Here is a 13,299-nt window from a genome sequence, read left to right on the forward strand (position 1 = left end):
ATGCGAAAGCGCGATTGGACGACACAGCTTGCCAACACGATCAAGGCCGCCACCGAGCGGCCTTTTTCATGGGGCGAATTTGACTGCTGCCTGTTCGCCGCCGACTGCGCCCTAGCAGTGTGCGATGTCGATCCTGCCGAGGCCTACCGAGGGCGGTACTCATCTGAGGCTGGCGCCAAGCGCCTGCTGAAGAAGCTGCACGGCTCGTTGGAGGGTGCTTGGGATGCCCGCTTTGCCCGAGTCCAGCCTGGCCTGATCCAGCGGGGCGACATTGCCCTGTACGACGGCCCCAATGGGCGGGGTGTAGCGGTGTTCTGGGCAGATGAGTTCTGGTCTGTGTCCCCCGACGGTGTCGGGCGGATCGAGTGCGAGCCGTTGACGGTGTGGAGAGTTGAATGAGTTCAGCAGTCAAGAAGGTTGCCCAGGTCGCCATCGGCGCAGCCATCGGCTTTATCCAGGGCGGCCCATGGGGGGCGGTCGCTGGCGCGGCGATGGCGTTCTATGTCGCCTCGCAACAGGACAAGCTCGACACCGGCTCGCTGCGTTCGGGTGAGCCCTCCAGCCAGACTCTGCGCTCTTCCAAGGCCGCTGCCCGGTACGTGCTGGGCCGTGTCAGCACCGGTGGCGTTCTGGCTTGGGGTCAGGAGCAGGCAGGCGACCAGACCGATGGCGAGTGGCTGCACATGGTCTATGTGCTGTCAGAAGGCGAGATCGACGGGCTGGAAGAAATCTTCCTGGGCGAGGAGGTTGTCCAGACCTACGGCGAGCACGCCAGCTACGAGCTGGTCACCAATCCGACCCAGGTGAATGCCTTTCTCAAGGCCAACAGCCCGGATTGGCGCGACACCCAGATCGGCCGTGGCCTGTCCTTCGTGCGGCTGTCGTTCAGGTACAGTGCCGAGAAGTACCCCTCCGGCATCCCGGATGTACGGTTCGTGCTGCGCGGACGGCGGGATATCTACGACCCACGGACTCGCACTACCGGCTACAGCGAAAACACCGCGCTGCATATCCTCTGGTTCCTGCGCAATCGCTGCGGGGTGCCTGATGATGAGATCGTGTTTTCCAGCTTCGCCAACAGCGCGAGCGTGTGCGACGAGATGCTGTCCAACGCGGACGGCAGCACCTCGGCGCGGTATCGTTCGGGCTGCGTCATCGGCGCCGACGAGTCGCGCACCCAGGTGATGCAGAAGCTCGAAGCCGCGTGTGGCGGCAAGCTGATCCGTGTTGGCGGCCGCTGGATGCTGCAGGTTGGCGCCTACTACGGCCCATACGACTTCGAGATCACTGAGGACATGGTTATCGGTACCGTCACCGGTAGCACCGAGCCGACCAACGACTCAGCGACCAACACCGTGCGCGGCACCTTCGTGGACCCGTCGCAGGCCTGGGCCGAGACCGACTACCCCGAGGTTTCGGTCAGCCAGTGGGTGGTGGACGACGGTGGCGAGGCGGCAGAAACCTTGTCGTTCTCCTACGTCAGCAATCCGTACCAGGCCCAGCGCCTGGCCAACATCGAACTGCGCCGGCGGCGCGCAGGCGGGACCTTGTCGATCCCCATGAACTTCATGGGCTACAACTGCCGACCAGGCCGCTCGGTCAAGGTCAACCTGCCGTCGCTGAACATCGTCGGCGAATTCATCGTCACCGACTGGTCGATGAGCCCCGACAGCGGCTGCAACGTGTCGGTGGCACAGAACGAGCCGGCGATCTTCGATGACGCTGTAGGTCAGCCATACAACCCGATCGGCTTCATCAGTCTGCCAACCGGCGGCCTTGGCAGCCCTACCGGGCTCACCTGGTCGACCGAAGACAATGCTGAGGTAGTCCAAGGCACCTTGGCGTGGGTCGCCCCTTACGGGGTGGTCACTGGTTACGCCATCACGGTGCGTCAGGGCACGGCGGCCGTGCAGGCGCAGCAGGTGCCGGCCACCACGCTCAAGCTGCCGCTCTCTGGCCTGCCGTCCGGCAACTACACCATGAGCGTGGCCGCTTTGGGGCCGCTGACCCGCTCAGGCGAAGCCAGCATCACGGTGAACATCGATGGCCCGCCAGTGCCGGAGGCGTGCGTGGTGCAGGCCACCATCGATACCATCACGCTGTATCCGAGCAACACGCTGCACGGTCTGAACGGCGGTACCTACGAGTATTTCTATTCGACCAACCCGCAGGCCACCCAGGGTGAATACCTGGGGCAGGGCCTGACGCTGAGCCACACCGGCCTCGCGTTTGCGACCAACTATGCCTACTTCATTCGCTCCAAGAACGCCTACGGCGTCAGCGCCTTCCTGAAGGTGGTGGCCTCCACGTCGACCGATGTGAAGACCATGCTCGATGCGCTCAAGGACAAGATCGAGGGGGGCCAGCTGGCGCCCGCGCTGCGCCAAGAGATTTCGCTGATTTCTGGCCCGCCGACTTTGGCCGGCTCCGTGGCCCAGCGCCTTGCTGCGGAGGCGAGTGCTCGTGGCCAAGCCATAGCCGCCGAGGCTACGGCCCGTGGCCAGGCCATCGCCGCTGAAACGACGGCCCGGAACCAGGCCATTGCCACCGAGGTGGTTGACCGCAACCAGGCGATCGCCGTCGAAACCCAGGCGCGCACTAAGGCGATCAGCGATGAATCTGCCGCCCGCGCTCAGGGCCTACTGTCCGAGGCTCAGGCTCGCGGTGCGGCTATCACCAGCGAAGCCCAGGCCAGGCAGTCGGCTGACGGCGCGCTGGGCCAGCGCATTGATACGGTCACCGCATCGACTGGCAACAACGCTTCGGCCATCCAGTCTGAAATCACGGCGCGCACCAACGCGGATAATGCGCTGGGTCAGCGTATCGACACTGTGGCGGCCGGTACCGCCTCGAACGCCGCCGCGATCAGCAACGAGACCACGGCGCGGACCAGTGCCGATGCCGCCCTGGCCTCGCAGATCGCAACCCTGCGCGCCGAGTCCGGTGGCTTTGACTCGGCACTAAACTTCGGTTTCGCTTCGACCGTCGAGGGCTGGACCGGTACACGCTGCACGCTAACCATTGAGAACGGCCGCTTGATCGTCACCAATGACGACGCCGGCGCTTCGTACCTCAATTCACCGGTTGTGTCGCTCAAAGGCCGTGACCATGACCGCATTCGCTGCCGCATCACCCGGCGCGCAGGTTCAGGCTGGAATGGTCAGGTGTCCTATGTCACGGCCAGCCATGGGTCGTCGACCTCGTACAACAAGATCATCCCAAACCCGGGGCTGGCGGTTGGCCAGACCGTGGTACTCGAGTGGGATATGTCGCAGCTGACCAATGGCGGCAGCGACTGGTCGGACAATACGATCACCAGGTTCTACCTGTGGCTCAGCTCGGCGGCCGGCGATGTGTTCGAAATCGACTGGATTGCCGTCGGCCAGATCGCACCGTCGGCATCGGTCGCCTCGGTCGTGGACGAGCGAACCGCCCGGATCAGTGGTGATGAGGCGAACGCCTCGGCCGTCACCGCCTTGGGCAGCAGCCTGACCACCACCAACCAGAACGTCACCGCTGCCCAGCAGGCCGCTCAGGACGCTGCCACGCTGGCGGGTGGCAAAGGCAAGGTGCTGGTGCAGGCGACTGCGCCGGCCGTGGCTGACCGCCTGGCGCAGAACCTGTGGATCGATACCACCGGCAACGCCAACACCCCGAAACGGTGGAACGGTACTGCCTGGGTGGCTGTGACAGACAAGGTGGCCACGGATGCCGTCGCGGCTGCACAGTCGGCACTGTCACAGCTGGCCGGCAAGGCCGATGCTTCGGCGCTACAGGCGCTCAGCACCACGGTGACCAACCAGGGCAACACGCTGTCGAGCCAGGGCAGCAGCATCACCGAGCTCACCAACAGCCTGCAGACCACCAACGGCAACGTCGCCACGGCTCAGCAGGCGGCCCAGGCTGCGGCCAGTCTGGCCGGGAGCAAGGGCAAGGTGCTGTATCAATCGGCGACGCCGGCGGTGGCTGACCGGCAGGCCGAGAACCTGTGGATCGACACCACCGGCAACGCCAACACGCCGAAACGCTGGAACGGCACTGCTTGGGTGGCCGTCACCGACAAGGTGGCGACCGATGCCGCTGCGGCGGCGGCCAGTGCGCTGGCGCAGGTAGCCAACAAGGCCGATGCCTCGGCGCTACAGGCGCTGAACTCGACCGTGACCAGCCAAGGCACCACCCTGACCAGTCAAGGGGCGGCGCTCACCCAGCTCAAGGCTTCGATCGGCCAGCAACCTGACAACCTGATCCTCCGCGGTAGCTTCGAGGATGGCCTGGTCGAGCCTTGGACGGCTGACCCGGTGATCAACAACATCTCGGCGCACCCGTCGGCCGGCAAAGGCATCGCGTTCTACGGCAACAGCTTCTGCGGTGTGGGCTTCAACGTCCTAACCAAGGGCGGCGAGCAGTTCGACCTGGCGGCTGATATCTGGCCGAACTACATGACGGCGGGGCAGACCACCCGCTTGCAGATGCAGTTCTACGACAAGGCCAACAACAACCTCGGATACTTCACCGCGTTCACGGTGCCGGCTGGGACTGGCGGCTTCAAAACCTCCACCGGCCGCATCACCGCGCCAGAGGGAGCGGTCTCGGCTCGGTTCGTGACCCGTACTGAGCCGGCAGACGGTACCGGCCGCTCCCTGTGGTGCAACATCCTGGCGCGCCGGGTGACGGCGGCTGATGCAGCCAATGCAGAGGCTGTTACCAACCTAACCACCACGGTCACCCAGCAGGGCACCACACTGACCAGCCATGGCCAGGCCCTGACCCAGCTGAACAACGACCTGCAGACAGTTGCCCAAGGGAAAGCGGACGCCTCGGCGCTGCAAACCCTGAGCAACACGGTCACCAGCCAGGGCAACACCCTGAGTAGCCAGGGCGCAAGCATCACCCAGCTGAACAGCGGTCTGCAGACCACCAACGGCAACGTGACGACGGCGCAGCAGGCTGCCCAGGCAGCTTTGGACAAGGCTGGCGCCAAGGGTGAGGTGATTTACGGTACCTCGGCGCCGGCCACGGACAAACGCCTGGCGCAGAATCTTTGGATCGACACCACGGGAGGGGCGAATACACCCAAGCGCTGGACGGGATCGGCCTGGGTAGCCGTGACGGACAAGGCGGCAACGGACGCAGCCGCAGCAGCAGCCAGCGCCTTGGCGCAGGTGGCCACCAAGGCTGAGGCCGCTGCGCTGCAGACGTTGAGCAACACCGTGACCAGTCAGGGCAATACGCTGACCAGCCAAGGGAATGCTCTCACCGGGTTGCAGGCCTCGATCGGCAATCTGGGCGGGAACGGTGCCAACTTGCTCGGTAGCGAGTACAGCTGGCTGGCCTTGAGCATGCTACCGGCACTCAGCGGTCAGCTGCTTACCCGCACTGGCGTGGCGGTGCCGGAAGCCGACTCCGGGTTCGGCCTGCGCCTGGTGACCACCGAGGCGAACAACATCTTCGCCTATGTGACCCTGGCGCCGTCGAACAACGCGGCCGGGTTCAACATGCGAGTGGAGGCGGGCACCTACCTGGTGTCGATGTACGTCAAGGGTGACGCAGCCGGCCAGATCATGGCCAACCTGTACGACGGCACCACCTCACGCTCGGCCACGCTGAACTACACCACCGATCGTCAACGCCTGACTTTCGTCCTCACGATCACGGCCAGCTCTAAAGTCGGCCTGCTTATCTACCCGAACCGCCACGCTGCGGCCAGTGCCTCGATGGTGGTGGACTCGATCATGGTGGAGAAGCGGGTAGGCGAGAGCAATGTCCCCTCGCCATTCGTGGCGGGGCCGTCGGCGCGGGCAACTGGCGTGCTGGCGGCGGCCAACCAGGCACTGGATGTGCGGGTGACGCAGACCGAGGCCGGTTTGTCCTCGAACAGCGCAGCGGTAACAAGCCTGGGCAACAGCCTGCAAACCACCAACGGCAACGTCAGCACTGCCCAGCAGGCGGCACAAGCGGCCGCTGACTTGGCGGGCAGCAAGGGCAAAGTGCTGTACCAGACCGCTACGCCGGCCGCTGCTGATCGGCAAGCGGAGAACCTGTGGATCGACACGACCGGTGCAGCCAACACCCCGAAGCGATGGAACGGTTCGGCGTGGGTAGCGGTGACCGACAAGGTGGCCACCGACGCGGCAGCCGCTGCCCAGTCGGCGCTGACACAACTGGCCTCCAAAGCGGATGCGTCAGCGCTGCAGACCCTGCAGTCGACGGTCACCAGTCAAGGCAGCACGATTACAAGCCAAGGCAACTCGCTGACACAGCTGAAGGCTTCCCTGAGCCAGCAGCCGGACAACTTGGTGCTGCGCGGGACGTTTGAAGATGGCTTGGTCGACCCATGGACGGGTAACCCTGGGATTGCCGGACTGACGGCGCACCCGTCCGCCGGCAGGGCGATCGCTTTCTATGCCAACAGCTTCTGCGGTACGGGGCGGATCATTGTCTCGGGCGGAGAGCAGATCGACATGTCGGCGGACGTGTACCGCGCGTATATGACGGCAGGACAGACCGGTAACTTCCAGCTGCAGTTCTTCGACAAGACGGACGCCAGCCTAGGCTACTTCAATGCCTTCACGTTTTCGGCGGGCGGCGGCTTCCAGACCTTCTCGGGACGGCTGACCGCACCGGCGGCGGCTGTGTCGGCACGCTTTGTTACGCGGATACAGCCGGCAGACGGAACGGGGCGGGCACTGTGGTGCAACATCGTTGCCCGCCGGGTAACCGCAGCGGATGCGGCCAACGGCGAAGCGATCAGCACCCTGGGCACCACGGTGACGCAGCAAGGCACAACGCTTACCAGCCAAGGGCAATCGCTGCTGAGCCTAACCAACCGCATGACCGATGCCGAAGGTGTGAACAGTGCCCAGGCAACGGCCATCAGCCAGATGGACACCACGGTCAAGCAGCAGGGTACCGCGATCACCGCGCAGGCCAGCCGCCTGGACGGGCTGTATGTCCAGGTGAACCCGGAAATGGAAGGCGACAGCACCGGCCTGGCCGGCGCAACAGGGGGGCTGGTGGGTGTCTGGACGGAGCAATCGGCCCGGATCGAGGACGGTATTGCCATCGGACGGCAAGTCGACACGGTTCAGGCGCAGGTAGGGCAGACCAATGCCTCGGTCCAGCAGGTCAGCGAGGTCATGGCTGACATCAACGGCAGGGTGTCGGCTCAAACCACGCTGAAGGTCGAAACGAACCAGGGCGGCCGCAAGGTCGTCTCGGGCATCGCGATCGGCAGCAATGGGGAGGAGGGCGAGATCCTGCTAATGGCCCAACGACTGGCGATTATCGACAACCTGAATGGCCAGACGATCCTGCCGTTCGTGGTCGAAGGTGGGCAGGTTTTCATCAACCAGGCGGTAATCAACAGGGCTTTCATTCAGGAGATTGTTGCTGGTATGACCATTCGATCTGCCGCGCTCAATGCCCAGGGCCTACCACTGCTTGAAATCAACTTTGCTGCGGGAACATTCATCCTGCGCGGGCAGGATGCATCCGGTTCAACTCTGCTGAATAACGGCGGCTTCTATGTCTACGACGCCAACGGCGTTGAACGCACGGCGATTGGCCGTCTCGGCTGAGGAACAATCATGGCGCAATATGGAATCCGAGTATCAAACTCAAACGGTGTTGAGGTTTTTGGCATGGGTGATTTCACCCTGCAGAAAATGGCGTCCATGATCCTACCCGCACGGGCGCGTACATTTGGGGATGGGGTCAGACGCGACCACATCCCCATGGATGTGCCCGGCTATGACCCTGCCACTTGTTTCGTGATGATTACCCCAAGGGTTTATGCCGGGTATGCACAGCCCGGCTACCCCGATACGTGGGGGTACTTGCCAACTTACAAAAACTTAGGTGGAACACTCATCGGGATTTATACCTATGTCAATTTTCGACAACCCACCAACGTGGGAGGTAACTATCGAGATAAGTGGGTAGAGCACACCGTCGAATGCGTGGTTGAAGCGGTGAGGGCCATTTAATGAGCAGCTATGGCTTTTCTGCAAAAAACAATTATGGCTCGGTGATCATCACCAGCGAGCGTAAAGTGTTGGTGTTCTCCGAACGTGGAACATTGAACATTACGTCTCGCTACACCGACCGTGGGGGCTACGGGGAGGCGGTGTTTATCAAGCCGATCCGCACCCAGGAGCCGCCGCAGGTGTTTATCCGGCATGTCAGCGGTCTGCACTCAAGCCTGGGGCTTTCCGCCACCATCAAGGGCGGGCCGGGGGCCTGGACAGGCTTTAGCCTCGACTCGGCGTCCTCCGGTGGCAACACGCTACAGAATTTCCTGATTGAGTATGTAGCCTGCAAGTTTTCAGACACTGCCGAAACGTCGGGCTACGGCATGAATATTCGGGACGCCAGCGGGCAAATTGCGTTTTCCACCAAAGATAAACCGGTGCGATACGGGAAGTTTGCGACCTCATGGACGCAAACGCTCTTTGATACATACCAATTTATATTCACTCCCAACGTGACAATTGACGATGATGATTTTATCTGTATCTCGGCCATTGATCGCGGGGTCAATTGGTTCGCTCAGAAAGCGCAGTTTGCCGGAATGAATATCTTGGCGGGCGGTAAGCCCAACATGAATATCTATTGCCAAGTGATGACCGCCGGTGGTGACTGGTATTACGACGGTACTGCCGGCACCACGCTTGGTGTTGCTGTCTGCAAATTTCCAGAATCGCGCTATTACAACTAAGGGCTAAAATATGGCCAAGCAAACTATCAACCTTGGGACCGCGCCAACTGGCGCAGGCGGGGACGACCGGCGAAGCGCCTGGTTAAAGGCTATCAACAACTTCAACGAGCTCTACAGCGCCTTGGGGGCGCCCGCCAACGGAGCAATTCCGGCAGGTATCGCTGCAGCAGCACCGATCATCGGTGACCCGGCAGCCGGCGCTTTGATGCGGGCTGGCTCGAACTCCAACGGTTACTACTTCCAGTTCGCCAGCGGCCTGTTGATCTGTGTCGTGGCGTTTACCGGCTATACATCGAACGTTGTGAAGAGTGTGCCTTGGCCATTCGCGTTCATGGCCGGCACTAATGTCGGCATTTCTGCCTCGATCACTCCGAGTACCGGCTATGACAACTCGTCCCCGACATACTGGGGCACCACTAGCCAAGCCAATTTCATCTCCAGCCTTAGCCGTGCACAGAACGCTGTCGTGATCACGGGTACGGGCTTCTGGAAGTAGGGGGCCAGCATGATTATCAAACTTTCGCCTCAGGAGATGCATCCGCCGCAGCAGCTCGCTGTGTGGAAGAACGGCGAGCAGTTGAACATCAATGGCTTGACCATTGACCTGGCTAACCTCGTGGAGGGCGCCGCGCTTCCCGTTAACGCCATCGGCTCGGCATGGCTAGCCACCCCGATCCGCCGTATTGGCGGTCAGGTGGTGCTGACCCTTTTTCTGCCGAACAGCCCGGAGTCGACCGAGGCCGAGCGCTTCCCCAGCGATCTGGTGGATGTGCCCGACGGCCGCGTCGCTCTTCCTGGCAAGCCAGCCGAAGAGCATTTCCCGACGCTCGGCTTCGCCCAGATTGACTGGAGCCTCATGCAGACGGTAGCCCAGCAGGCCGAGGTGCTGACGCTGGCCACCATTGCCCACCTCCGTAGGGAGGCTGACCTGGCTGTGGCGCCTCTGGCCGATGCCGTGGCTTTGGAGATGGCCAGCGAGGAGGAGGCCGCCAAGCTTAAGGACTGGCAGCGATACCGTGTTCTGCTGAACCGAGTGCCAGAGCAGTCCGGCTGGCCAACTGAAATCGACTGGCCTGCGCTACCGGCCTGACTCACAGCAACACCTAAACCCAACCGCCACCCGGCGGTATTTTTTTGCCTGGAGAAAAACCGATGCCTTACATCGCCATCAACCTCAGCAACGCCTACGACCCTGAGAACAACACCCGCTTTGCCGATCCCGAGGATGCTGACGCCCGCGCCCGCGCGATCCTCAACCAGTTCCCGACTGCCCAAGTATTCACCGCCCAGGTACTGAAGGAGTACAGCGCCAAGGTTTCGATCACCGCGAAAGAGCCGGCTGAGCCCGAGACCGCACCGGCGCCTGAAGAGCCCGCTGCCTAACTCCCTGAAACCATCCCAGGCCCGCCGAGTGCGGGCTTTTTTGTGCCTGGAGAAACCTATGACTACAGCCACACCTCGCGGCGTCCGCAATCGAAACCCCGGCAACATCGATTTCAACCCACGCAATGCCTGGCAGGGACAGCTGGGCATTGAGGTAGGCGTGGCCAAGCCGCGCTTCGCCAGGTTCGACCAGGCCGAGAACGGGATCCGGGCCTTAGGCAAGTTGCTGCTCAACTACCGGGGCAAGGACGGTTTGCCCGGAGTTGGTCGCCCAGGTATTGACACCCCGCTGGAATTCATCAGCCGCTGGGCACCCTCCAGCGAGAACAACACCTTGGCCTACGCGCAGGCCATTGCCAAGCGCCTCGGCGTTGGCGTGCGCGACTCCATCGACATCTCCAAGCCGCAGGTGCTGCGCGAGGCGGTGGTGGGCATCATCGTCCACGAGAACGGCGGAAACCCATACTCACCGGCGGTCATTGATGAGGGCGTGCGGAGGGCGCTGGCATGACGATCAAAACGATTGGTCGATGCCTCGGCCAGGCCGAAGACGGATCGCTCTGGTTCTTCTGCAATGGTTGCAAGCTCCCGCATAGCCTGAACGTGGGCGCAGGCCGTGGCCCGCGCTGGGGGTACAACGAGAATGCAGACGCACCGACTTTCACGCCGTCTGTGCTGTCGCGGTACCGCATGGGTAGTAAAGAAACGGTCTGCCACTCCTTCGTGACCGATGGCCGCATCCAGTATCTCGCCGACAGCACTCACGGCCTGGCCGGGCAAACGGTCGACCTTCCAGAGTGGGAGGCGGCATGGAACAGCTGGTAGCGAAACTTTCACTCCCACTGCGCTTGCTGGCCGTGCTCCTGGTGTTCGGCTCCTACTGGGGTGCCTACCAGCACGGCCGCTCGGTAGAGCGAGCGAACGCCGGACAGGTAACAGCACAACGAGACAGCGGTGACCGGCTGGCCGAAGTGGTCGGTGAGCGCAGCGCCCGGCAGGAAGAACAACGACGCGCCACGGCGCAGGAGGAGGCGAGAGCCAATGCCCAGAAAGAACGAACGATTGCTGATGCTGGCGCTGCTGACGCCGATGCTGCTGGCCAGCGGTTGCGCGACGAAGGAGCCAAGCTCGCCGCCACCGTCAGTTGCCCCGGCACGGATACCGCCGCTATCGCCAGAGGCCAGGCAGCCACCCGCGCCGCCATGGTGCTCTCCGACTTGCTCGAGCGGTCTGTCGAAGCGAATCGAGAGTTGGCGAAGGCGTATGATCGAGCCCGAGTAGCTGGCGACCAATGCGTACTTGAGTATGACGCTTTCTTCGAGTGATTCAATCCTCTCTCGTAAACCACATGATCATCCTTTAAGAAAATCCTCGCTACCGCTATCCTTTGGAGCAAGTCGTCCTTGGCGTTGAGGGGAGATGCCCTTCCTCCTCCTCTGTGCTCGAGATTGAGAAGTCCGTTTCTAATTGCGAGATCAGTATGTTTGATAAAGGTTTTTTTTATTCTTGCCAATTGGCCCTTTTTGTCGGTAGTGGAGCGGTTCGAGCGGATGACTTAAGCTCTCTAATTCGGAGTAGGCTTGATATCGGAGAGTATGAGCCGATGTTAATTCCTGAGCAGCCAGGTATGCCTTCGGAATTTCCTCGATTGCATATCAATACGGCTGAAGGTTATCGTTTGTCAATGAGCAGGGCTCGTATTGACTTTATTCTTGAGCTACCGCTGGGGCTTGATCAGTCGCATATCGATAACTTCAGAGTTAAGTGTGAGGCGCTTGGTAGTCTATTAGATGAGAAAGGGTTTAATTTCACAAGGATTGGTTGGATAAAAAATGCCTTCAGTCAGAGCGACACGCCAGCGCAGGACATGATAGAAGCCTTAGCAAAGTTTTCTTCAGAGCAAGTCTCTGATTTTTCCATGTCTGTAACGAAGAAGGCTACCATTGGGGAATGGTCCGCGAATAGCCTATACACCATAACAAATGGGGTCGGTCCAGCTGGCCTGACAGGAGTTGTGTGCGTGCGTGATATCAACAATGATCCACTGCATCCTGTAGTAATAGCGGCATCTCAAGTTGGCTCTATAGTAGAGGCTTTTGATCAGGTCGCGTCGCTCGATAGTATTGAGCTGTTTGTCAATAGCGGCGAAGGGTTGTTCTAATGGATAATAAAAGCTCGTCCGGAGCGAATTCCGATTTGATAGCCAAGCTCTTTGCCCAAAGCTTTAGGTCCGCCTCTGCGAAATCGACTTCCAGTTCAAGCGTTTCTTCCAATATACCGACAGCCTCGTCGAATCCATCGCCACAGGTGTCGACCTCGGTAGATTCAGAGATTGATGCTAATAAGAAAATTGACGACTATATGCAAGTGGCTTTTGCTCAGGTTAATGCGAAGCTAGATGAGCTTTATAAAGAAAAGGCTACATTTATCTCTCAGGCAGAGAGGAAGGTGGCTAAAATGTTGCGTGATTCGACTGGCATGATGAACTCTATTCAAGCGAGCCTTGATTCAGCTCGAGAACTCACGGAAAAATCAATTGAGACACAAATACGCTTGCAGGAGGAAGTAAGTTCTATTAAAGGGAATGCGGTGTCTGCATTGTCTATATTTGTATCGTTTTTCGCATTTATCACGGTGTCGATCAACGTTTTTTCCAAGGCTCAGAATGTCGCAGCAGCTTGTGGTCTGGTTCTGGTTTTTTGGTGCTTACTCATCGGCTTTAATGTTTTGATTGGTTGGCAATTTAATACATTGCGGCACTCAGGCATCGCATGGTTTGTTTTGGTCGTCGTGCTGTTTTTGTCGTTTGTATCGATGATCGCTATGTATCATTTTGCACCCGACCTTGTTTCTGCATCTAAATCAGTGATGTGATTTAGTGGGGTGGCATCTTCAGGCTTTTATGAGGAAATCTTATGCTAAATCGCATGAGTCGGCCTAACATTAGACGGTTAAATTGATGGAGCACTGTATTGGACAAGCGCACCTTCATTGGCATGGTCGAGGCTGGCGAGCCGCTGATACAGCAGGCCATCGATGCCATGCGGGATTACCACCAGGCCCAGGACCGTGGCGCGCCGCCGGAAGAGGCCGAGCGCCTTCGCCTGCTGGCCGATTCGCTATACCGAGCGGTTATCGATTACCAGTTAATCCAAGCAGGGCGGGCACCGTCTACCATTCAGTGATGGCCTCCTCAGGAT

At 60.5% G+C, this 13,299-nt stretch carries 13 protein-coding genes; all 13 read left to right on the forward strand.

Features of this window, described 5'->3' with window-relative positions; genetic code table 11:
- The 13 genes from B9A31_RS07075 (at nucleotide 1) to B9A31_RS07135 (ending at nucleotide 13,284) form a co-directional block, all read left to right on the forward strand.
- Nucleotides 1-399 carry a DUF6950 family protein gene (locus B9A31_RS07075; RefSeq protein WP_084296808.1) on the forward strand — a complete coding sequence of 133 codons (399 nt, stop codon included), beginning with the start codon at nucleotides 1-3 and terminating at the stop codon, nucleotides 397-399.
- On the forward strand, nucleotides 396-7,577 hold the full coding sequence (locus tag B9A31_RS27420) for a phage tail tip fiber protein (protein ID WP_084296809.1): 7,182 nt from the start codon (nucleotides 396-398) through the stop codon (nucleotides 7,575-7,577). The genes B9A31_RS07075 and B9A31_RS27420 overlap by 4 nt, the downstream gene beginning before the upstream one ends.
- A 63-nt stretch (nucleotides 7,578-7,640) precedes the next feature.
- The gene (locus tag B9A31_RS07085) at nucleotides 7,641-7,985 is read left to right on the forward strand and encodes a hypothetical protein (RefSeq protein ID WP_256576181.1); all 345 of its coding nucleotides are present in this window, start codon (nucleotides 7,641-7,643) and stop codon (nucleotides 7,983-7,985) included.
- Nucleotides 7,985-8,716, forward strand: a complete 732-nt coding sequence (locus B9A31_RS07090) for a hypothetical protein (protein WP_084296811.1) — start codon at nucleotides 7,985-7,987, stop codon at nucleotides 8,714-8,716. Before B9A31_RS07085 ends, B9A31_RS07090 begins: the two co-directional genes overlap by 1 nt.
- Nucleotides 8,717-8,726: 10 nt before the next feature.
- The gene (locus tag B9A31_RS07095; RefSeq protein ID WP_084296812.1) at nucleotides 8,727-9,212 is read left to right on the forward strand and encodes a hypothetical protein; all 486 of its coding nucleotides are present in this window, start codon (nucleotides 8,727-8,729) and stop codon (nucleotides 9,210-9,212) included.
- A gap of 9 nt (nucleotides 9,213-9,221) precedes the next feature.
- Nucleotides 9,222-9,806 (forward strand): tail fiber assembly protein, encoded by a 585-nt coding sequence (locus tag B9A31_RS07100; RefSeq protein WP_084296813.1) that lies wholly within the window; start codon nucleotides 9,222-9,224, stop codon nucleotides 9,804-9,806.
- Between the two features lie 62 nt (nucleotides 9,807-9,868).
- Nucleotides 9,869-10,099: a hypothetical protein gene (locus tag B9A31_RS07105; RefSeq protein ID WP_084296814.1), complete on the forward strand. Its 231-nt coding sequence runs from the start codon at nucleotides 9,869-9,871 to the stop codon at nucleotides 10,097-10,099.
- Nucleotides 10,100-10,157: 58 nt separating this feature from the next.
- Nucleotides 10,158-10,610, forward strand: a complete 453-nt coding sequence (locus B9A31_RS07110; RefSeq protein WP_084296815.1) for a structural protein P5 — start codon at nucleotides 10,158-10,160, stop codon at nucleotides 10,608-10,610.
- Entirely contained in the window at nucleotides 10,607-10,924 is a 318-nt protein-coding gene (locus B9A31_RS07115) for a ubiquitination-like system serine protease family protein (RefSeq protein WP_084296816.1), read from the forward strand. The genes B9A31_RS07110 and B9A31_RS07115 overlap by 4 nt, the downstream gene beginning before the upstream one ends.
- Nucleotides 10,909-11,424: a DUF2514 domain-containing protein gene (locus B9A31_RS07120; protein WP_084296817.1), complete on the forward strand. Its 516-nt coding sequence runs from the start codon at nucleotides 10,909-10,911 to the stop codon at nucleotides 11,422-11,424. Before B9A31_RS07115 ends, B9A31_RS07120 begins: the two co-directional genes overlap by 16 nt.
- A gap of 155 nt (nucleotides 11,425-11,579) precedes the next feature.
- Complete coding sequence (locus B9A31_RS07125) at nucleotides 11,580-12,260, forward strand: hypothetical protein (protein ID WP_143512017.1); 681 nt, start codon at nucleotides 11,580-11,582, stop codon at nucleotides 12,258-12,260.
- Nucleotides 12,260-12,973 carry a hypothetical protein gene (locus B9A31_RS07130; protein ID WP_143512019.1) on the forward strand — a complete coding sequence of 238 codons (714 nt, stop codon included), beginning with the start codon at nucleotides 12,260-12,262 and terminating at the stop codon, nucleotides 12,971-12,973. The genes B9A31_RS07125 and B9A31_RS07130 overlap by 1 nt, the downstream gene beginning before the upstream one ends.
- A 98-nt stretch (nucleotides 12,974-13,071) precedes the next feature.
- Complete coding sequence (locus B9A31_RS07135) at nucleotides 13,072-13,284, forward strand: hypothetical protein (RefSeq protein WP_084296820.1); 213 nt, start codon at nucleotides 13,072-13,074, stop codon at nucleotides 13,282-13,284.
- The last annotated feature ends 15 nt before the right edge of the window (nucleotides 13,285-13,299 follow it).

It is taken from the genome of Pseudomonas sp. URIL14HWK12:I5 (genome assembly GCF_900176445.1).
Taxonomy (GTDB): domain Bacteria; phylum Pseudomonadota; class Gammaproteobacteria; order Pseudomonadales; family Pseudomonadaceae; genus Aquipseudomonas; species Aquipseudomonas monteilii.

What these genes read in the sequence shown, in the direction of transcription:
- B9A31_RS07115 (WP_084296816.1), top strand. Translation starts at nt 10,607, where the DNA reads ATGACGATCAAAACGATTGGTCGATGCCTCGGCCAGGCCGAAGACGGA.
- B9A31_RS07105 (WP_084296814.1), top strand. Translation starts at nt 9,869, where the DNA reads ATGCCTTACATCGCCATCAACCTCAGCAACGCCTACGACCCTGAGAAC.
- B9A31_RS07110 (WP_084296815.1), top strand. Translation starts at nt 10,158, where the DNA reads ATGACTACAGCCACACCTCGCGGCGTCCGCAATCGAAACCCCGGCAAC.
- B9A31_RS07130 (WP_143512019.1), top strand. Translation starts at nt 12,260, where the DNA reads ATGGATAATAAAAGCTCGTCCGGAGCGAATTCCGATTTGATAGCCAAG.
- B9A31_RS07100 (WP_084296813.1), top strand. Translation starts at nt 9,222, where the DNA reads ATGATTATCAAACTTTCGCCTCAGGAGATGCATCCGCCGCAGCAGCTC.
- B9A31_RS07075 (WP_084296808.1), top strand. Translation starts at nt 1, where the DNA reads ATGCGAAAGCGCGATTGGACGACACAGCTTGCCAACACGATCAAGGCC.
- B9A31_RS07125 (WP_143512017.1), top strand. Translation starts at nt 11,580, where the DNA reads ATGTTTGATAAAGGTTTTTTTTATTCTTGCCAATTGGCCCTTTTTGTC.
- B9A31_RS07085 (WP_256576181.1), top strand. Translation starts at nt 7,641, where the DNA reads ATGGGTGATTTCACCCTGCAGAAAATGGCGTCCATGATCCTACCCGCA.
- B9A31_RS07095 (WP_084296812.1), top strand. Translation starts at nt 8,727, where the DNA reads ATGGCCAAGCAAACTATCAACCTTGGGACCGCGCCAACTGGCGCAGGC.
- B9A31_RS27420 (WP_084296809.1), top strand. Translation starts at nt 396, where the DNA reads ATGAGTTCAGCAGTCAAGAAGGTTGCCCAGGTCGCCATCGGCGCAGCC.
- B9A31_RS07090 (WP_084296811.1), top strand. Translation starts at nt 7,985, where the DNA reads ATGAGCAGCTATGGCTTTTCTGCAAAAAACAATTATGGCTCGGTGATC.
- B9A31_RS07120 (WP_084296817.1), top strand. Translation starts at nt 10,909, where the DNA reads ATGGAACAGCTGGTAGCGAAACTTTCACTCCCACTGCGCTTGCTGGCC.